The organism is Sphingomonas sp. AC522, assembly GCF_979258125.1.
This window is the reverse complement of the sequence record NZ_OZ409836.1, coordinates 1,158,232-1,177,727: the sequence shown is the minus strand read 5'-3', so window position 1 is coordinate 1,177,727 and position 19,496 is coordinate 1,158,232. Positions and strand designations below refer to the sequence as shown.

18 protein-coding genes are annotated in these 19,496 nt (G+C 64.8%); 9 read left to right on the top strand and 9 right to left on the bottom strand.

Going from position 1 to position 19,496, the window contains the following annotated elements:
- Positions 1-121 precede the first annotated feature (121 nt).
- Genes ACZZZM_RS06000 through ACZZZM_RS05990 form a run of 3 tightly spaced genes read right to left on the bottom strand, consistent with a single transcriptional unit; the run spans position 122 to position 1,472 of the window.
- Positions 122-1,066 carry an aldo/keto reductase gene (locus ACZZZM_RS06000; protein WP_463594194.1) on the bottom strand — a complete coding sequence of 315 codons (945 nt, stop codon included), beginning with the start codon at positions 1,064-1,066 and terminating at the stop codon, positions 122-124.
- Positions 1,063-1,224, bottom strand: coding sequence for a hypothetical protein (locus ACZZZM_RS05995; RefSeq protein ID WP_463594193.1), 162 nt, complete (start codon positions 1,222-1,224; stop codon positions 1,063-1,065). Before ACZZZM_RS05995 ends, ACZZZM_RS06000 begins: the two co-directional genes overlap by 4 nt.
- A complete protein-coding gene (locus ACZZZM_RS05990; protein ID WP_463594192.1) occupies positions 1,221-1,472 on the bottom strand; it encodes a hypothetical protein in 252 nt (83 codons plus the stop codon). Before ACZZZM_RS05990 ends, ACZZZM_RS05995 begins: the two co-directional genes overlap by 4 nt.
- Before the next feature lie 139 nt (positions 1,473-1,611).
- On the opposite strand from ACZZZM_RS05990, the gene ACZZZM_RS05985 reads away from it, so the two are divergent.
- From ACZZZM_RS05985 to metH, 4 genes are all read left to right on the top strand, one after another.
- Positions 1,612-2,565, top strand: a complete 954-nt coding sequence (locus ACZZZM_RS05985) for an ArsR/SmtB family transcription factor (RefSeq protein ID WP_463594191.1) — start codon at positions 1,612-1,614, stop codon at positions 2,563-2,565.
- Complete coding sequence (gene metF, locus ACZZZM_RS05980; RefSeq protein WP_463594190.1) at positions 2,562-3,455, top strand: methylenetetrahydrofolate reductase; 894 nt, start codon at positions 2,562-2,564, stop codon at positions 3,453-3,455. The genes ACZZZM_RS05985 and metF overlap by 4 nt, the downstream gene beginning before the upstream one ends.
- Positions 3,452-4,498: a homocysteine S-methyltransferase family protein gene (locus ACZZZM_RS05975; RefSeq protein WP_463594189.1), complete on the top strand. Its 1,047-nt coding sequence runs from the start codon at positions 3,452-3,454 to the stop codon at positions 4,496-4,498. Before metF ends, ACZZZM_RS05975 begins: the two co-directional genes overlap by 4 nt.
- Positions 4,499-4,594: 96 nt before the next feature.
- Positions 4,595-7,195: a methionine synthase gene (metH, locus tag ACZZZM_RS05970; RefSeq protein ID WP_463594188.1), complete on the top strand. Its 2,601-nt coding sequence runs from the start codon at positions 4,595-4,597 to the stop codon at positions 7,193-7,195.
- A 40-nt stretch (positions 7,196-7,235) separates the two neighbouring features.
- Here the strand turns inward: metH and ACZZZM_RS05965 are convergent, their stop codons facing one another.
- Positions 7,236-7,907: a Crp/Fnr family transcriptional regulator gene (locus ACZZZM_RS05965; RefSeq protein ID WP_463594187.1), complete on the bottom strand. Its 672-nt coding sequence runs from the start codon at positions 7,905-7,907 to the stop codon at positions 7,236-7,238.
- Between the two features lie 317 nt (positions 7,908-8,224).
- Between ACZZZM_RS05965 and ACZZZM_RS05960 the strand changes: the two genes are divergently transcribed.
- Positions 8,225-8,491 carry a DUF6894 family protein gene (locus ACZZZM_RS05960; RefSeq protein WP_463594186.1) on the top strand — a complete coding sequence of 89 codons (267 nt, stop codon included), beginning with the start codon at positions 8,225-8,227 and terminating at the stop codon, positions 8,489-8,491.
- Positions 8,492-8,530: 39 nt separating this feature from the next.
- Here the strand turns inward: ACZZZM_RS05960 and ACZZZM_RS05955 are convergent, their stop codons facing one another.
- A complete protein-coding gene (locus ACZZZM_RS05955) occupies positions 8,531-9,901 on the bottom strand; it encodes a helix-turn-helix domain-containing protein (RefSeq protein WP_463594185.1) in 1,371 nt (456 codons plus the stop codon).
- A gap of 196 nt (positions 9,902-10,097) precedes the next feature.
- Between ACZZZM_RS05955 and aceA the strand changes: the two genes are divergently transcribed.
- Both aceA and ACZZZM_RS05945 read left to right on the top strand, forming a co-directional pair.
- The gene (gene aceA, locus ACZZZM_RS05950; protein WP_463594184.1) at positions 10,098-11,381 is read left to right on the top strand and encodes an isocitrate lyase; all 1,284 of its coding nucleotides are present in this window, start codon (positions 10,098-10,100) and stop codon (positions 11,379-11,381) included.
- An 11-nt stretch (positions 11,382-11,392) separates the two neighbouring features.
- On the top strand, positions 11,393-11,548 hold the full coding sequence (locus ACZZZM_RS05945) for a hypothetical protein (RefSeq protein ID WP_463594183.1): 156 nt from the start codon (positions 11,393-11,395) through the stop codon (positions 11,546-11,548).
- A gap of 59 nt (positions 11,549-11,607) precedes the next feature.
- On the opposite strand, the gene ACZZZM_RS05940 is transcribed toward ACZZZM_RS05945, so the two are convergent.
- Positions 11,608-13,038, bottom strand: coding sequence for an MFS transporter (locus ACZZZM_RS05940; protein ID WP_463594182.1), 1,431 nt, complete (start codon positions 13,036-13,038; stop codon positions 11,608-11,610).
- A gap of 144 nt (positions 13,039-13,182) precedes the next feature.
- Between ACZZZM_RS05940 and ACZZZM_RS05935 the strand changes: the two genes are divergently transcribed.
- The gene (locus tag ACZZZM_RS05935) at positions 13,183-14,328 is read left to right on the top strand and encodes an acyl-CoA dehydrogenase family protein (protein ID WP_463596392.1); all 1,146 of its coding nucleotides are present in this window, start codon (positions 13,183-13,185) and stop codon (positions 14,326-14,328) included.
- A gap of 3 nt (positions 14,329-14,331) precedes the next feature.
- Positions 14,332-15,120 carry an SDR family oxidoreductase gene (locus tag ACZZZM_RS05930; RefSeq protein ID WP_463594181.1) on the top strand — a complete coding sequence of 263 codons (789 nt, stop codon included), beginning with the start codon at positions 14,332-14,334 and terminating at the stop codon, positions 15,118-15,120.
- Here the strand turns inward: ACZZZM_RS05930 and ACZZZM_RS05925 are convergent.
- From ACZZZM_RS05925 to ACZZZM_RS05915, 3 genes are all read right to left on the bottom strand, one after another.
- Positions 15,117-15,245 (bottom strand): hypothetical protein, encoded by a 129-nt coding sequence (locus ACZZZM_RS05925; RefSeq protein ID WP_463594180.1) that lies wholly within the window; start codon positions 15,243-15,245, stop codon positions 15,117-15,119. The two genes, ACZZZM_RS05930 and ACZZZM_RS05925, sit on opposite strands and share 4 nt — an antisense overlap.
- A gap of 229 nt (positions 15,246-15,474) precedes the next feature.
- Positions 15,475-17,730: an NADP-dependent malic enzyme gene (locus ACZZZM_RS05920; RefSeq protein ID WP_463594179.1), complete on the bottom strand. Its 2,256-nt coding sequence runs from the start codon at positions 17,728-17,730 to the stop codon at positions 15,475-15,477.
- Between the two features lie 31 nt (positions 17,731-17,761).
- The gene (locus ACZZZM_RS05915) at positions 17,762-19,462 is read right to left on the bottom strand and encodes a hypothetical protein (protein WP_463594178.1); all 1,701 of its coding nucleotides are present in this window, start codon (positions 19,460-19,462) and stop codon (positions 17,762-17,764) included.
- Positions 19,463-19,496: the final 34 nt, after the last annotated feature.

Sequence of the window (19,496 nt, the reverse complement as noted above, 5' to 3'; positions counted from 1 at the left end):
AGAGGGCTAGCTGTTCCCCGGCGAAGACCGGGGCCGAGCCCAAAAAAAATCGCGCCCGACAGCGCGCATGTTAGCGCCTTTAACTCTAAGTCTGGACCCCTGCCTTCGCAGGGGAACAGGCTTAAGCGCCCGCCGCCGTCAGCCGCGCAAGTTGCTCCGCGGTCAACGCCACATCCCAGCTTCCGATCAGCTCATCCAATTGCGCCACCGAAGTCGCGCTCGCGATCGGCGCCGTCACCCCTGGCTGCGCCGCGAGCCACGCGAGAGCAATCTGCGCCAGGCTCGCGCCCGTCTCCGCCGCCACCTGGTCCATCGCTGCAAGCATGCCCGCGCCGTTGCCGTCGAGCAACGCGCCCATCCGTCCGCCCCGCACCGATTGGCCGAGATCGTCCTTCGAGCGATACTTGCCGGTCAGGAAACCCGAGGCGAGCCCATAATAGGGCACTACGCCGATATTCTCGGCGACGCACAGATTCTGCAGCGCGCCTTCGAATTCAGCTCGGCTCACCAGATTATATTCGGGCTGGAGCACTTCGTAGCGCGGTAGCCTCTCGCGCTTCGCCACCGCCAGCGCCGAAGCCAGCCGCTCGGCGGAGAAATTGGAGGCGCCCAATGCGCGCACCTTGCCTGCTTCGATCAGCCGCGCGAACGCGCCCAGCACCTCTTCCTGCGGTACGCCGTCATCGTCCTGGTGCGCGAAATACAAGTCGATCGTCTCGACCCCCAGCCGCTTGAGCGAGGCATCGCACGCCGCCGCGATCCGCGCCGGCGCAAGCTTGTCGCCGCCCTCACCCGGCAGCATCCCGACCTTGGTCGCAACCTGCATGCGCTTGCCCGAAGCCTTGAGCCACGCGCCGATCAGCGCCTCGGATTCGCCGCCTTGATGCCCGGGCACCCAGGCCGAATAGACGTCGGCGGTGTCGATCAGCGTTCCGCCCGCATCGGCAAAGCGATCGAGTACGGCAAAGCTCGCTGCCTTGTCCGCCGTCCAGCCGAATACATTGCCGCCGAGCACGAGCGGCGGCGTCGTCAGCCCGCTCCCGCCCAAAGCCCGCGCGCCGGTCACTGCGCGGACTCGGTATTGTCCATGGCATTGACGTCGATCGATGCTGCCGCTTGGTCAAGCTCGCGATTCTCGCTCTTCGAGAGCCCGCCCTGGGTGGATTCGCCACCGCCGCACGCGGCCAATGCGAGCAGCAGAAGCAAGGGCGCCGCGCGCATCATTCCATGATCTCGTTGCCGTCGCCGTCGCCGCTGCTGTCGTTCGTCGGCACATCGGCATAGGCGTTTTCGGCGGCACCGAATGCCGCATTCTCGGCCGCATTCACGTCGCTGACGGCTTCGCCCATCGTGTTGCTGTCGCCACTCACCGATTCATTGGCCTCGGCGGCTTCGTTGGCGGCCTTCTTGCCGCATGCCGAAAGGCCGAGCACCGCGATCGCGGCGAGGGGGAGAAGCAGAGCCTTGCGCATCCTATTTCCTTTTCGAATTCGATCTGTCCCAGCGCTAACCGACCCGGCTTCGGATAAGCAACAACCTATGCTGCGGATAAGCTGCGTTGACCTGATATAAAGATATCTTTATATCTCTATGCCCCAGAGACGGAAACGCATGAATCAGGCCCTCGCCATCTTCCGCGCATTAGCGGATTCGACACGACTGCGCATCCTCGCGTTGCTCCGTTCGATGGAGCTGTCGGTCGGCGAGCTCGCGCAGGTGCTCGGACAAAGCCAGCCGCGCGTGAGCCGTCACGTCAAGATCCTGTGCGATGCCGGCATGGCCGAGCGTCGCAAGGAAGGCAGCTGGGTATTCGTCGCGCTGGGTGCCGATGCCAAGGTCAAGCCGATCCTCGTCGCACTCGACAGCTGGGGCGAGGCCGATCACTGGACCGTCGCCGATGAAGCGCGCCTCGCCGCAGTCCGCGCCGATCGCGCCAGCGCCGCCGCCGAATGGTTCGAAGTCAATGCCGCCGAATGGGATGCGATCCGCTCGCTCCATGTCGCCGATAGCGAAGTCGAAGCGGCGATGGCCAAGGCGCTGGGTTGTGCGCCGCTCGGCACGTTGATCGATATCGGCACCGGCACCGGCCGCATGCTCGAACTGTTCGCGCCGCAGGCCAGCCATGCGCTCGGCATCGATCGTTCGTCCGAAATGCTGCGCCTGGCGCGCGCCAAGCTCTCCGAGCGCGGCCTCGCCAATACCGAGTTGCGTCAGGCCGATCTCTATGCGCTCCCGCTCGCCGATGGCGGCGCGGATGCTGCGATCTTCCACCACGTCCTCCATTTCGCCCAGCAGCCCGGCGCCGCGATTGGCGAAGCGGCACGCGTGCTTTCGCCCGGCGGGCGCCTGCTCATTGCCGATTTCGCCCCGCACGAGCGCGAGGAACTTCGTTCGCGCGACGCGCATACCCGCCTGGGATTTTCCGACGAACAGGTGCTCGGCTGGTTCGAGGCGCACGGCCTCGCCCCTGTTCAGGTCAAGACGCTCGAAGGCGGTGAACTGACCGTCAAACTATGGCTTGGCCGAAAGACCGGCGAGCCCGCGCAGAAAGTGAAAGCGGCATGAGTGAAGTGAACCCACACGCGGCGCCGCTGTTCGCGGACGTGGCTGGGGATATCGACCTGTCGTTCGAATTCTTCCCGCCCAAGACCGAGAAGATGGAAGAGACGCTCTGGGAATCGATCCAGACCCTCTCCCCGCTCGGCCCCCGCTTCGTGTCGGTCACCTATGGCGCCGGCGGCACCACGCGCGAGCGCACGCACAACACCGTCGCGCGCATCGCCGCCGAAACCGGCATTCCTGCGGCTGCACACCTCACCTGCGTCGAGGCGACCCGCGAGGAAATCGATCAGGTCGCGCATGAATATTGGAATGCGGGGGTGCGCCATATCGTCGCGCTTCGCGGCGATCCGCCCACCGCGGGCGCGAAATACGCCACCCATCCCGGCGGCTATGAAAACGCCGCCGATCTCGTCGCCGGCCTGCTCAAGCTGCATCCGTTCGAAATCTCGGTCGCGGCCTATCCCGAATGCCATCCGGATTCGCCCGACGCGACTGCCGATCTCGACAATCTCAAGGCCAAGATCGACGCCGGCGCGACCCGCGCGATCACCCAGTTCTTCTTCGAGCCCGACACCTTCTTCCGCTTTCGCGACGACGCCGCCAAGGCCGGGATCACTGCCGAGATCGTCCCCGGCATCATGCCGGTGATGAGCTTTGCCGCGGTCCAGAAGATGTCGGCGATGTGCGGCACCGACGTGCCGGCCTGGATGGCGCGGCTGTTCGAGGGGCTCGACGATCACCCCGCCGCGCGCCAACTGGTGGCCGCGACGCTCGCCGCCGAGCTCTGCCGCAAGCTCTATGCAGGCGGCGTCCGCCAGTTCCATTTCTACACCCTCAACCGCGCCGAGCTCAGCTACGCGATCTGCCACCTCCTGGGAGTGCGCCCGAAATGACCGCCCGTGAAAAGCTGCTGGCCGAAGCCGCCAAGCGTATCCTGATCACCGACGGCGCGTTCGGCACCGAGATCCAGAACTGGAAGCTCGCCGAAGCCTGCTATGCCGGCGATCTCGGCCTGTCGCACGATCAAAAGGGCAATAACGACATCCTCGCGCTGACCAAGCCGGAGGTGCCGGCCAGCATCCACCGCGCCTATTTCGAGGCGGGCGCCGATATCGCCGAAACCAACACCTTCTCCGCCAATCGCATCAGCCAGGCCGATTACGGCGCCGAGCATCTCGTCCGCGAGATCAATGTCGAATCCGCAAAGCTCGCCCGTTCGATTGCCGACGAATTCCAGGCCATGGACGGCCGCCCCCGCTTCGTCGCCGGCGCGCTCGGACCGACCAACAAGACCCTATCGCTGTCGCCCGACGTCAACGACCCCGGCTATCGCGAGATCGACTTCGATTACCTCAAAGACGTGTACCGTGAGCAGATCGACGCTCTCGTCGAAGGCGGGGTCGATTTCATCCTGATCGAGACGGTGTTCGACACCCTCAACGCCAAGGCCGGAGTGATGGCCGCGCTCGAGGCGGCGCACGATCTCGGCCGCGATCTTCCGATCATGATGTCGATGACGCTCACCGACCTGTCCGGCCGCAACCTTTCCGGCCATACCGTCGAGGCATTCTGGGCCGCGATCCGCCACGCCAATCCGGTGACGATCGGCCTCAATTGCTCGTTCGGCGCCGAGCAGCTCCGCCCCCACGTCAAGACGCTCAGCGCGCTCTGCGACACGCTGATCATGGTCTATCCCAATGCCGGCCTCCCCAACGAGCTCGGCGCCTATGATGAAGCGCCCGAAACGACCGCGGCGCTGGTCAAGGAATGGGCCGATGCCGGCCAGGTCAATGTCCTCGGCGGCTGCTGCGGCTCGACCCCGGCGCATATCGCCGCGATCGCACAGGCAGTGAAAAACCTCGAACCGCGCCGCATCGCCGTCCCCGAAGTCCGCACGCGTCTGGCCGGCCTCGAACCCTTCACGATGGCGGCCTAGCAGCCGTCATCCCCGCGAAAGCGGGGACCCAGAGCCCCAGTGGCTCGCTTCATTACCCTGGGTCCCCGCTTTCGCGGGGATGACGATGGAACTGATATGACCACCCCCTCCTCCACTTCCTTCGTAAACGTTGGCGAGCGCACCAACGTCACCGGTTCGGCCGCCTTCAAGAAGCTGATCATGGCCGGCGATTACACCCGCGCCGTCGAAGTCGCCCGCCAGCAGGTCGAGAACGGCGCCCAGGTGATCGACGTCAACATGGACGAAGGCCTGTTGGACGCGCATTACGCGATGACCACCTTCCTCAAGCTGATCGCCGCCGAGCCCGATATCGCCCGCGTGCCGGTGATGATCGACAGCTCCAAATGGGACGTGATCGAAGCCGGCCTGAAGTGCGTCTCGGGCAAGCCGATCGTCAATTCGATCAGCATGAAGGAAGGCGAGGCCCAGTTCCTCGAGCACGCCCGCAAATGCATGGCATACGGCGCCGCCGCGGTGATCATGGCGTTCGACGAGACCGGCCAGGCCGACACCCAAGCCCGCAAGGTCGAGATCTGCGAGCGCGCCTATAAGCTGCTGACCGGCATCGGCTTCCCGCCCGAAGACATCATCTTCGATCCCAACGTCTTCGCAGTCGCCACCGGCATCGAGGAGCATAACAATTACGGCGTCGACTTCATCGAGGCGACCCGCGAGATCAAGGCCCGCTGCCCGCACGTCCACATCTCGGGCGGCCTATCGAACCTGAGCTTCAGCTTCCGCGGCAACGAGCCGGTCCGCAAGGCGATGCACTCGGTGTTCCTATATTATGCCATTCCTGCAGGCATGGACATGGCGATCGTCAATGCCGGCCAGCTCGATATCTACGACCAGATCGATCCCGAGCTGCGCACCGCCTGCGAGGACGTGATCCTCAACCGCGACCCCGACGCCACCGAACGCCTCATCGCGCTCGCCGAGAAGTTCAAGGGCACCGATGCCGTCGCCGAGAAGCAGATGGCCGAATGGCGCGGCTGGGAAGTCTCGAAGCGGCTCGAGCATGCCCTGGTCAAGGGCATCGACCAATATGTGGTCGAGGATACCGAGGAATGCCGCCTGGCCTTCGCCCGCCCGATCGAAGTCATCGAAGGTCCGCTGATGGACGGCATGAATGTCGTCGGCGACTTGTTCGGCTCGGGCAAGATGTTCCTGCCGCAAGTCGTGAAATCCGCCCGAGTAATGAAAAAGGCCGTCGCCCATTTGCTGCCCTATATCGAGGCCTCGAAAGAGCCCGGCGCCAAGGGCAAGGGCAAGATCATCATGGCCACGGTCAAGGGTGACGTCCACGATATCGGCAAGAACATCGTCGGCGTCGTCCTCCAGTGCAACGGCTTCGACGTCGTCGATCTCGGCGTGATGGTCCCCTGGTCCAAGATCATCGAGGCCGCCAACGAGAATGACGCCGACATGATCGGCCTATCGGGCCTGATCACGCCGTCGCTCGATGAGATGGTCACCGTCGCCGAAGAGATGCAGCGCCTGGGCATGACGATGCCGCTCCTGATCGGCGGCGCGACCACCAGCCGCGTCCACACTGCGCTCCGCATCGAGCCGGCCTATAAGGGCCCGGTCGTCCACGTCCTCGATGCCAGCCGCGCGGTCGGCGTCGCCACCACGCTCGTAAGCGATACGATCCGCGACGATTATGTCGCCAAGATCGCCAGCGAATATGAAGCCGTCCGCCAGGCCCGCGCCGGCCGCGGCCAGAGCGAATTGCTCCCCCTCGAAAAGGCGCGCGACAATGCCTTCGAGGCCGATATGAGCCTCAAGCCCGCCAAGCCGCGCCTGCCTGGCGTCCACAGCTTCCCCGATTGGGACCTGAACGACCTGCGCCAATATATCGACTGGACGCCCTTCTTCCGCGCCTGGGAGCTCGCCGGAAACTATCCCGCGATCCTCGAGGACAAGATCGTCGGCGAAAGCGCCTCTTCGCTTTTCGCCGACGCCCAGGCGATGCTCGACAAGGTCATCGCCGAAAAATGGCTCACCGCGCGCGGCGTCGTCGGGCTCTGGCCCTGCCGCCGTCAGGACGACGACATCATCGTCCATGTCGAGGACGAGCTTCACTATACGCTGCCGATGCTGCGCCAGCAGATCGCCAAGCGCGAAGGCCGCGCCAACATGTGCCTGGCGGACTTCATCGACCATGACGGTGACTGGATCGGCGGCTTCGCAGTCGGCATCCACGGCATCGAGCCACACCTCGCGCGCTTCAAGAACGCAATCGACGATTATAGCGACATCCTCCTCAAGGCCCTCGCCGATCGCCTCGCCGAAGCCTTTGCCGAGCGCCTGCACCTTTATGTCCGCACCGCCTTGTGGGGTTATGCCGAAGGCGAGCAGCTCACCAACGAGGCGCTGATCAAGGAGCAATATCGCGGCATCCGCCCGGCGCCCGGCTATCCCGCCTGCCCCGAGCACAGCCTAAAGCCGATCCTGTTCAAGATGCTCGACGCGCACCACGCGACCGGCATCTCGCTCACCGAAAGCTTCGCAATGCTCCCCACTGCGGCCGTCTCCGGCTTCTATTTCGGCCATCCCCAGGCCGAATATTTCGGCGTAGCCCGCATCGGCCAGGACCAGGTCGAGGATTACGCGCAGCGCCGCGGCGTGAGCCTCGAACTGGCTCAGCGCTACCTCCGCCCGAATTTGGACTGATTACTAGCCCCTCCCCTTCAGGGGAGGGGCCTGAACCAACCTAAATCGAAACCGTCGCCATCCCGCCGCCCTGCTCCAGATGCAGATACCGCTCGTTGAAATCGGCCGCGGCGCGCATGCGGTCCCAGTTGACGACCTTGATCTGGCGCTTCTGCCGGCTGATCAGGCCCTCGCCTTCCAGCATCTTGAGCACGCGGTTCACATGCACCGGAGTGAGCCCCATCGCATCGCCCAATTGCTCCTGCGTCATCGGCAGCTCATATTCCATTTCGCCGCAGCGCCCGATCACGCGCAGCCGGGCATGGAATTCGCACAATAGATGCGCCAGCCGCGTCTTGGCCGGGCGGCGGCCGATATTGAGCAGCCATTCGCGATAGATCGATGCCTCGACCAGCGTGTCGGTCCACATCGCCGCCGCGATCGAGGGCCGCGCCTTGGCCAGCTCGCGCAAGTCATCGATCGGGGCTTCCACCAGCGTCAGCGCGGTCAGCGCGACCACGTCGTGATCGGATACGCGAAGGTACAGGTTCTGCAGGTCGATCAGATCGCCCGGGACGAGGATCGAGACGATCTCGCGCTCGCCGTTTACGGTCAGTTTCTGGCGATAGGCATAGCCGTCGAGAACGAAGCCGCAGCGCAGCGGCGGCTGGCCCTCGCGGGCGATATAGCTCGCCGCGGGAACGCTGCGCTGCTTCCAGCCGAGCGATGCCATTGCCTCCGCGTCGCCCGGATCGCGCGCCGATCGTGTTGCGAGCTTCGTCGTGAATTGTGCAACAAGTCTTTGAGAATTCAGCACGTGCTTTCCCTTCTTCGGGGGGAGCAATAGAATCTCTCAGTCGCGGCGCCCGCGGATATTCTGCTCGCTATTTCGCTTCGCTATCTCAGGATAGATGAGCGAACTATAACTCAAATTGGTTTTCCCCCGGAACTTTTTGTTTTTACAGATATTTAGCTAGCATCACCGAATGCAATTCCGGCTATGCGGCGACTGAGAGACTCTTCTGCGCTCCCGCCCAATCGGGAGTCGCAATGCCCCGCTACTTCTTCCATCTTCATCACGGCTTGCGGACGCTCCCGGATTCGGAGGGCACCGAATGCGCCAGCGATAGCGCGGCGATCTCCCACGCCGTGCGCGTTGTCCTCGATATGCTGATCGACGATGTCCGCGAAGGCCGCATCGAACTGGGCTGGCGCATCGAGATCGTCGACGGATCGAACCGCGCAGTGAAGGCATTCTCCTTCGCCGAGGTTTTTGGCGGTACGAATCTCAACCCAGGCCCGATCCTCGAACAGTGACTAATGCAAATACCGCGAACCCCCGGATGACGGTGTTGGCTAATCCACTGCAAACCCCAGCGGCGTCACGCCGCTCTCGCGCTCGGCAATCAAAATAGCCCGTCCCGCAGGCGGCGCGGAGCGCTGCGGGCAATCCACGCGCGTGCAGGCGCGGCAGCCTAGCCCCACCGGGGTCGCCCGCCCGCGCAAGTCCATGCCCCGCGCCGCCGCCAGCGTTCCCGCATCCGCCGCATCGAGCCCCAGCGCCACTGCGAAGCGCGCCTGCACCTGCCCCGCCCCTTGCGGCGTCACGCAGCGCGCCAGCGTGAACCAGCGCCTGCCGTCTTCGGTTTCCAGAAGATCGGTCACTGCCACATCTGCCCGCGCGAATGCCGCGAACACATCCCAGAGTGGGCATATCCCCGGCCCCTCGGCCAGCGGCGATCCGCTCGCCCCGGCATAGCGCTTCGAGATCTGCCCGGCGCGATCGACGCGCAGCATGAAGAAGGGCAGCCCCCGCGCGCCGACCCGCTGCAGCGTCGTCAGCCGGTGCGCGACCTGGCTGAAGCTCGCCCCGAAGCGCCGCTGGAGGATATCGAGATCATATCCGGTCGCCTCGCATGCGCGCAGAAACCGCGCATAGGGCATCATCACCGCCGCCGCGAAATAGCCGGTCAGGTGCCGGCGGAAGAGCCGCTCGCCAAGCCGGTCCAGCCCCGCGCCCCGCGCCAGTGCGTCGATCTGGTCGCGCGCCTCCCAGGCGAGCTGCTCGGCCAGCGCGAAGCTGCGCGCGCTCGCGTCGAGCATCTCGGACAGCTGCAATTGCCGCGCATGCATGTCGAGCCGCTTGAGGTTTCCGCCCAACACGTCGGCGGGCAGGATGCGCACCGAAAGCTGGTGCTTGACTCGCAGCCGCTCGGCCATCGCGCCATAAATGTCGCCCGCCATCCGCAGTTCGTCGGCCAGGGTCTCGGCCGCGGTATCGAGATCCGCGAAATGATTGCGCCAGCGCTCGATTTCGCGCCGCACTTGCCCGTGCGGATCGGGCGCCTCGCCCTCGCCCGCTGCGCCGCCGCCCATCCGGTCATAGACTCGCGCAAAGGCTTCCGCCCCACCCGGCGCCCCGGCCAGCCATTCCTCCATCTGGTGCCGATCGATCTCGAGATCGGCGAAGATCGGATCGGCCAGCCGCCGCCGCAGCGCCTCCGCGCCGCCGCCCGGCTCGCTCGCGCTGAGTGTCCGCAGGTCGAAATCATAGGTCTCGGCCAGCCGCAGCATCACCATTGCCGAAACCGGCCGCTGGTTGCGCTCGAGCAGGTTGAGATAGCTCGGCGATACTCCCAGCGCCTCCGCCATCGCCGCTTGCGTCAGCCCCATCTGCCGCCGCAACCGGCGGACCGGATGTCCCGCGAAAAGCTTGCCTTCTGCCATTCGAATTATCTGTCCTACAAGAAAAGTTCTGGATATGTTCCATATGCCCGACCCATTCCGGCATTTGTAAATTATTTACAGCATGACAATCAAGCGGGAGCGCAAACCGACAACAAAACCCGAAACGATCCCCAAACCTTATCAACTTCGACAAGATTTTGGTTATGCCCATGACAGTTCAGTCAAGGAAACGACAATGGCCACCAGCTTCGAAGACCTGATCCCCGCTCCTACCGGCCAATTCGACGGCATCGTCCGTCCCTATTCGGCAGAGGACGTGGCCAAGCTTCGGGGTTCGGTCGCTATCGAGCACACGCTGGCTCGCAAGGGTGCGCTCAAGCTGTGGGAATTGCTCAAGACCGAGCCGTATATCAACTCGCTGGGCGCGATGAGCGGCAACCAGGCGATGCAGCAGGTCCGCGCCGGGCTGAAGGCGATCTACCTTTCCGGCTGGCAGGTTGCGGCCGACGCCAACACGGCGGGCGCGATGTATCCCGATCAGTCGCTTTACCCTGCCAATGCCGGCCCTGAATTGTGCAAGCGCATCAACAACGCCCTCCAGCGCGCCGACCAGATCGAGCATTCGGAAGGCGGCGCCGAGCGCGACTGGTTCGCACCGATCGTCGCCGATGCCGAAGCCGGCTTCGGCGGGCCATTGAACTGCTTCGAGATCATGAAGGCCTATATCGCCGCCGGCGCCGCGGGCGTGCACTATGAGGACCAGCTCGCTTCGGAAAAGAAGTGCGGCCATCTCGGCGGCAAGGTACTGATCCCGACCCAGGCACATATCCGCAACCTCGACAGCGCCCGTCTCGCGGCCGACGTCAGCGGCGTCCCCACCGTGATCTGCGCCCGCACCGACGCGGAATCGGCCAAGCTGATCACCTCGGACGTCGACGAGCGCGACCATGAATTCCTCACCGGCGAGCGCACCGCCGAGGGCTTCTACCGGCTCAAGGAAGGCACCGGCGTCGATCACTGCATCAAGCGCGGCCTCGCCTTTGCCGAACATGCCGATCTGCTCTGGTGGGAGACGAGCAAACCCAACATGGAGGACGCTCGCCGGTTCGCCGAGGCGATCAAGCGCGAGCACCCAAACAAGATGCTGGCCTATAATTGCTCGCCCTCGTTCAATTGGGAGAAGAACCTCGACAAGGACGATATCGCCCGCTTCCAGCGCGAGCTGGGCGCGATGGGATACAAGTTCCAGTTCGTTACCCTCGCCGGCTTCCACCAGCTCAATTACGGCATGTTCGAGTTGGCGCGCGGCTACAAGGATCGCGGCATGGCGGCCTATTCCGAGCTCCAGCAGGCCGAGTTCGCCGCCGAGGCCAATGGCTACACCGCCACCAAGCACCAGCGCGAAGTCGGCACCGGCTATTTCGATCTTATAGCCCAGGCAGTGGCTGGTGGCGAAAGCTCGACCACCGCCTATGCCGCCTCGACCGAAGCCGACCAGTTCAGCAAGCAAGCAGCGTAAGGAGTATCGACATGACGAACGAACCACAGCGCAGCCGCGCCGTTTTCTCGACCGAGGATTTCCGCCTGATCCGCGACGCCGTCGGCACGCATCTTCAGGCAGTCAAGGACAGCCCTGAATCGATCAAATACGCCAATCTCTTCCACCGCCTCGGCCGCCTCGGCTGAAGCGAAAGGCTTTCCTGGGGAGGAAAGGTGCCCGCCGGAAGCCCAGCTTTCGGCGGGCATTACCGCTCTGCCAGCGCCGCCACGCGCGCCAGATGCTCGTCCTTGCCGAACGGGAAGCGCCGATAAAAGAACGCCGCCGCCCAGCCGAGCGCGAGATAGCCAACCAGGAAGAACAGAGTCAGCCGGTCTATCGCCATCACCGGCACCGAACCTGGCTTCGCGCCTTCCGGAAAGCCGGCAAAATGGAGGATGAGACCAGCCGCGAAAATGCCCAGGCCGCTGCAGCATTTCTGGACGAAGAATGCGCCGGCGAAGAACACGCCTTCGGATCGCCGCCCGGTCTTGATCTCCGAATCCTCGACCACGTCGGCCATCATCGACGCCCCGAGCATCGTCGCCGAGACCCCGCAGGCCGTATTCAGGCTGAAGATGGCGAACAGCAAGGGCAGCATCGCCGGATCGCCTGGATCCGGAAAGACACCCAGCAGCCGCAGGAAATATGGCGAGGCGAGCAGTGCCGCGGCGGCGGTCATGAATCCCATCGCCGCCCTGGGCTTGCCGACGCGCTTTGCCACCCGCGGCCCGATCAGGAACGCAATGAAGACGCCACTGAAGATCACCAGCGCCAGCGTCTGGAACGCCCCGCCGGTGAAGCGCCAGACATGGACGTAGAGATAATTGGCCAGCGCAAAGCTGATCCCCTGCGCCGCATAATAGCAGAGCCCGGCCAGCATCAGCGTCAGGAATGCCCGGTTGCGGATCGTCTCGATCAGCTCGCGGAAATGCGCGCCCAGCGCTTTGTTGACGATCTCGCGCTTGGGCAGCCGCGCAATCTCCTTGTGCGTGCCGAGCGCCGAGATCAGGATCGCTCCAAAGATCGCAACTGCGCCGAACAAGGCAAAGCCCGGATAGCTCTCCCGATTGAGCAGCCCGCTCTCCTGCCCGGCATTTGGCGCCAGCAGCCAGGCATAGGAGATGGCCAGCATTCCCAGGCCGCCCGCCCAGCCGAACAGATAGCGATAGGCGGTGATCCGCGTCCGCTCGTCATAATCTGCGGAAAGCTCGGGCGTCAGCGCCTGCGACGGCACTTCATAGGCGGAGACGGCAGTGCGGACGAGCACCGACATTGCAAACACCCAGATCAGCAAATGCGCCTGCGACATCTCGGGCGGGTTCCAAAGCAGCCACCATCCGACTGCGATCGGCAATGCCGAGGCATACATCCAGGGATGCCGCCGTCCCCAGCGGCTGCGCGTATTATCGGAGAGAAAGCCGATCGCCGGATCGATGAACGCATCGAGAATCAGCGCGCACATGATCGCGAAACCCACCTGCGCCGCGGGGAGCCCCAGCACCTGATTGTAGAAAAGCAGAAGGAAAGTCGAAAAGCCGAAATCCTTGACCCCGTAGGCCACCGCGCCGAAGCCGTAGGCCAGTGTCGATCGCCGCCCCAATTGACGGATCGGCGGTACGCTCACGGCTTCTTGCATCATCGTCTCCACAGGCTTGGAGCGGCAGCATAGGTGCCGCCCAAGAGCCGTCAATCGCGCTGATTGGAATATCGGGTATGGCTTGCCCGAGCCTCGCAGCGCTTTATAGCTATGCGCTTCGAACAACAGGCACGGCTTTCGGCAATGGCACTCGATCCCGAGATTTTCGATACGCTGATCGAGACGATCCGCCGCTTCGTCGCCGAGCGCCTCCGCCCGCTCGAAGCCGAGGTCGAGGAAGCCGATGCGATCCCGACCCACATCGTCGAGGAGATGAAGGGCCTCGGCCTGTTCGGCCTTTCGATCGCCCAGGAATATGGCGGGCTCGGGCTGACGATGCTCGAGGAATGCAAGGTCGCGGTCGAGCTCGGCCGCACCACCCCCGCCTTCCGCTCGACCTTCGGCACCAATGTCGGCATCGGCTCGCAGGGCCTCGTCATGGCCGGGACCGCCGAACAAAAGGCCGAATGGCTGCCGAAGATCGCCAGCGGTGAAGTCGTCGCCAGCTTCGCGCTAACCGAACCCGATGTCGGATCGGACTCCGGTGCCGTCAAAACCCGCGCGGTCCGCGACGGCGACACCTATCGCCTCACCGGCACTAAGCGCTTCATCACCAATGCCGACAAGGCGCATGTCTTCACCGTGATGGCGCGCACCGGCGAGGAGCCCGGTGGTCGCGGCGTCTCCGCCTTTCTCGTCCCGCGCGACCTGCCGGGAATCAGCATCGGCGAGCCCGAGAAGAAGATGGGGCAAAAGGGCGCCAAGGTCGCCGATGTCATATTCGAAGATACCCCCGTCCCCGCCTCCCTCCGCCTCGGCGCCGAAGGCCAGGGCTTCAAGATCGCCATGCAGGTCCTCGATCGCGGGCGGCTGCACATCTCCGCGGTCTGCGTCGGCGTCGCAGAGCGGCTGATCGCCGATTGCGTGGCCTATGCATCCGAGCGCAAGCAGTTCGGCAAGCCCATCGCCGAGCATCAGCTGATCCAGGCAATGCTTGCCGATTCCAAGACCGAAGCGCTCGCCGCCAAGGCGCTTGTCATGGAAACCGCCACCCGCAAAGACGCCGGCGAGAACGTCGTCATGGAATCCGCCGCCGCCAAATATTACGCCAGCGAGATGGTCGGCCGCGTCGCCGATCGCGCGGTGCAGATCTTCGGCGGGGCGGGCTATATCGCCGATTACGGCATCGAACGGCTCTACCGCGACGTGCGCCTGTTTCGGATCTACGAAGGCACCAGCCAGATCCAGCAGCTCATCATCGCGCGCGAAACATTGAAACGGGGAGGATAATTCATGGACACCAGCACGCTCTTCCGCCTCGACGGCCGCGTCGCACTCGTTACCGGCGGATCGCGCGGCATCGGGCGGATGATTGCCCAGGGCTTCGTCCAGCAAGGCGCCAAGGTCTACATCTCGGCCCGCAAGGCCGAGGCCTGCGACGCCACCGCCGCCGAGCTCGGCCCCAATTGCATATCGTTGCCGATGGACGTCTCGACAGTCGACGGTTGCAAGGCGCTAGCCGCGGCGATCGGAGCGCGCGAGGAAAGGCTCGATATCCTCGTCAACAATGCCGGCGCCGCCTGGGGCGTACCCTTCACCGAATTCCCCGAAAGCGGCTGGGACAAGGTGATGGATCTCAACGTCAAGTCGCCCTTCTTCCTGACACAGGCGCTCCACACGCTCCTCAAGGCCGCCGCGAGCGAAGCCCGGCCCGCTAAGGTGATCAACATCACTTCGGTCGACGGCCAGCGCGTGAACCCGTGGGAGACCTATAGCTATCAGGCCTCCAAGGCGGCGCTGATCCACCTCACTCGCCGCATGGCTGCGCGGCTGATCCAGGACCGGATCGTGGTCTCCTCACTCGCTCCTGGCGCTTTCCCGAGCGACATGAACAAGGCCGCACGCGACCATTCGGACGGCGTCGCCAAGCGCATTCCCTCGGGCCGCATCGGCATCGACGAAGACATGGCCGGCGCCGCAATCTATTTGGCCAGCCGCGCCGGCGACTATGTTGTCGGCGAAACGCTCACCGTCGATGGCGGCATCGTCAATGCCAATATGGGCGGCAGCATCGACGCCTAGCGCGGTGCGTGGCCGGGCCTGCGCGAATAGGCGCGGCGGACCGCACGCGGCATCTCGGCGACGATCGAGAAGCGGATCGTATAGAGGCAATAGCTCCTCTCGGTGCGGATCAGCTGCGGCGTCACATCGCCCGAATGCTCGCGACAAAACTCCGCCGCCGGGGAGCGCCTGCATCACTCGGCCTCCTCTCGCGCACGGTCGATTGCGCGCTGCAGCGCCTCGATCTCCTCGGGCGCCAGCTTGGGCTCCATGCCGAGCAAGGCGGTGGCGGCACTCACTGCCGATCCCTGGAAGAAGGTCTGCACCAGCCGCTGGAGCGCAGTCTCCGCGACTTCCCCAGTCTGCGGCTTTCGATCAGCGGGCGATACCCCCCGCCGCCAGCACCGCCAGCGTCACCAGCTCGCTCGCCGTCGCGGTCATCGGGGCGATCTGCACCGATTTCTCCATCCCCATCAAGATCGGGCCGATCGTCGAATCCCCGCCCAACTCGCGCAGCAATTTCGCCGAGATGTTCGCCGATTGCAGCCCCGGCATGATCAGCACATTGGCCGGCCCCGAAAGCCGCGCGAAGGGATAATTGGCGAGCTGTTTGGGATTGAGCGCAACGTCGGGCGACATTTCGCCTTCATATTCGAACTCGACTTCGCGGGCGTCGAGCGCAGTGATCGCGCCGCGGACATTGTCGAGCCAGCGCCCCTCGGGATTGCCGAAGTTGGAATAGCTGAGGAATGCAACGCGCGGCTCATGCCCCATGCGCCGCGCGACCAGGGCCGCGCCCTCGGCGATATTGGCCAGTTCCTCGGCATTGGGCCGCTCGTTGACCGTCGTGTCGGCGATGAACACGGTGTGCGACTGCCCCACCAGGATGTGCATCCCAAATGCGGTGCGGCCTTCCTGATAGTCGATCACCCGCTTCACCTGGCGCATCGATTCGGCCCAGGTCCGCGTCACGCCGGTGATCATCACATCGGCTTCGCCCAACTGCAGCAGCAGCGCACCGAAGATGTTGCGGTCGCGATTGACCATCCGTTCGACATCGCGGCGCAGCACTCCGCGGCGCTGGAGACGGCCATAGAGGAACTCGACCATCCGCGGCACCAGCGGCGAATTGACGCTGTTGTGCAGCTCGAAATCGTCGGGATTGGCGCCCAGCGCGCGCAGCCGGTCATGCACGCTCTCGCGCCCGACCAGCACGGGCGTACCATATCCGCCATCCTTGAAGCCGATCGCCGCGCGCAGCACGACTTCCTCCTCGCCCTCGGCGAAGATGACGCGCTTGGGGTTCGCGCGCGCGCCCTCGTCGGCGAGGCTGAGTACCGAAGTTGTCGGGTTGAGTCGTGCGCGCAGCTGCTTGCGATATGCCGCCATGTTCGGGATCGGCTTGGTCGCCACGCCCGAATCCATCGCCGCCTGCGCCACTGCCGCCGGTACGATCTCCATCAGCCGCGGATCAAACGGCGCTGGGATGATATAATCGGGGCCGAAGCTGTGCTGGACGCCATAAGCCGCCGCGACTTCTTCGGGCACCTGCTGGCGCGCCAGTTCGGCAAGCGCATTGGCCGCGGCGATCTTCATCTCGTCGTTGATGGTCGTCGCGCGCACGTCGAGCGCGCCGCGGAAGATGAAGGGGAAGCCGAGCACGTTGTTGACCTGGTTCGGATAGTCCGAGCGGCCGGTGGCAACGATCGCGTCGGGCCGCGCCGCCTTGGCTTCGGGCGGGGTGATCTCGGGATCAGGATTGGCCATCGCGAAGATGATCGGATTGGGCGCCATGCCGCGGACCATGTCCTGGCTGACCGCGCCGGCAGCCGAGAGCCCCATGAACACATCGGCGCCGACCAGCGCCTCGGTCAGCGTCCGCGCCTCGGTGGCGACGGCATGCGCCGACTGCCACTGATTGACCTTCTCGCGGCCCTGATAGATCACGCCCGAACGGTCGCACATCAACAGATTGCCGCTCGGCAGTCCCATCGACTTGATCAGCTCTGCACAGGCGATCGCGGCGGCGCCGGCGCCGTTCATCACGATCCTCGTTTCCTTGATGTCGCGCCCGGTCAGATGCAGCGCATTGATCAGCCCCGCTGCGGCAATGATCGCCGTGCCGTGCTGGTCGTCATGAAAGACCGGAATGTTCATGCGCTCGCGCAGCGTCTGCTCGATCACGAAACATTCGGGAGACTTGATGTCCTCAAGATTGATCCCGCCGAAGCTCGGCTCCATCAGCTCGACGGCGTCGATAAAGCGATCGACATCCTCGGTCTTGAGCTCGATATCGATCGAATCGACATCGGCGAAGCGCTTGAACAGCACCGCCTTGCCTTCCATCACCGGCTTGGATGCCAGCGCGCCGAGATTGCCGAGCCCAAGTATAGCGGTGCCGTTGGAGATCACCGCGACCAGATTGCCCTTCGCCGTGTAGTCGTAGGCCAGCGCCGGGTCCGCCGCGATCGCCAGTACGGGCACCGCCACGCCGGGCGAATAGGCCAGCGCCAGATCGCGCTGCGTCGCCATTGGCTTCGATGCGATGATCTCGATTTTCCCCGGGCGCCCTTCGCTATGATAAAGCAGCGCCTCGCGCTCGGAAAACTGGACGCTCGCGTCGTCGGACATTCTTGTCTCTCCGGAATTAGTCTGAGTTCTCTTAGGACCCTGGAGGCCGAATGGGAACCGGCGTGCGCACCGCAAACAGTTCGCTCGTGCCGTTCGACCAGATGCGAGTGAGGCGCGGATCGCCGAAACCCACCGGTGTGCGCGTGCCGATCAGCCACAGATAATCGACCGCCGCGAGTGGCGCGCGCGCCAGCGTTTCCCCAATCATGTGCCGCGGCCGCGCTTCGAACGGCTTGGCAGGATCGAGGCAATGCGCCGGCCAGACGAACTCGGACGGGTCGGCATAATAATTGGGCGAAGGCCGGTAGCGGATCTGCAGCAGCTGCACGCCCTCCGCCGCCCAATGCGAATTCACCCATGCCTCGCGCCGCAGGCTCGCTAGGTTGGAAACATGGTCGAGCCGCGCCTCGCGCCACCCGCCCATCCCGCATTCGACCTGCGTGAAGGCCAGCACGCGCGCGCCCTTGGCGACATGATCGAGCGCCTTCAATTCGCTGGCATAGCTCGCCCCATAGCCAGCAAAGGCGGTGCTCGTGATCGCCAGCCGCACCGCGAACAGCGCCAGCCCCGCAAACATCACCCCTTGCCGCAGCCGCGGCGCGACTGCGCTCCAGTCCATCAGCGCCAGCGCCAGCATCGCCGCCAGTGGCAGCAACCGCGAATCGATATGCGCGACTCCCGCGAGCAGCGCCGGCGCCGCAACGAATAATGCCGCCATCGCCACCACCGCGCCGGCTTCACGCATCCGCGCGCCCCGCCGCCAGCCGATCGCCAGCACCACGAGAGTCAGCAGCACGGTGCCTAGATCAAGCCAAACATTTTGATCGCGCACCGCCATCATCAGCCCGTCGAGCTTGCGCTCGAGCACCCAGCGCGTCGCCCCGCCGCTCGAATTCCCGAAGAGCAGGAAGCCGAGCGCAAAGGCCACGCCCCCCGCCAACGGCCACGCCGCCAGCACTCTTATTCCTCCCTGGGGAAACCGGGGAGGGGGACCGCCGCGAAGCGGTGGTGGAGGGGGCCTGTCCGCAGGCGACGCACTCGCGGAGACGCCCCCTCCGTCAGCCTCCGGCTGCCACCTCCCCCACTGCGCGAGGGAGGAAAATTGACGCTCGCCACGCCACGCCCGCCAAAGCTCGCGCCCGCCCACCAGCACGATCAGCAATCCCCCGCCTACCGCGTGCACCACCAGCAGCAGCGGCGCGAGCGGCAGGATCAGCGCCGCGCGCAGCTTCGGGCGGTGCTCCAGATGCAGCCACAGGGCGAAGCCGAGCAGCGACAGCGCCGCGCCGAGCGAGAAATTGACGAAGCCATGGCGAAAGGCAAAGCCGTGGACGAAGGGCAGCGCCCAGGTCAGCGCATAGGCCCCTTGCGCATTGGCCGCGCGCGCGATCAGCACCAGCGCGAGCACGGTCAGCGCAGTCGTCGCCGCGACCATTACCCATAATGCGCCCTCCAGTCCGAACACATGCCGCAGCCCCTCGACCGCCAGATCCACCCCCAGATTGAGCGACAGCGCCCAGCGGAAATCGAAATAGCTTCGCAGGGGGCTGTCCGGCCCCGCCGCCTGGATCGCATAGCGCCCCAGATGCCCCGGCAAATCGATCAGCGGCGGAATCGGCGTGAACAGCAGGGGCAGCAATACCGCCAGCATCATCAGCGCGCCCATCGGCCAGCGCAGCAGCCACAGGCGCCGCGCGCCCGAATTTCCTGAAGCGTCCGCGCCGTCGTTCATCCGCCGCCGTTAATCCCCTCCACAGGCGCTGTCA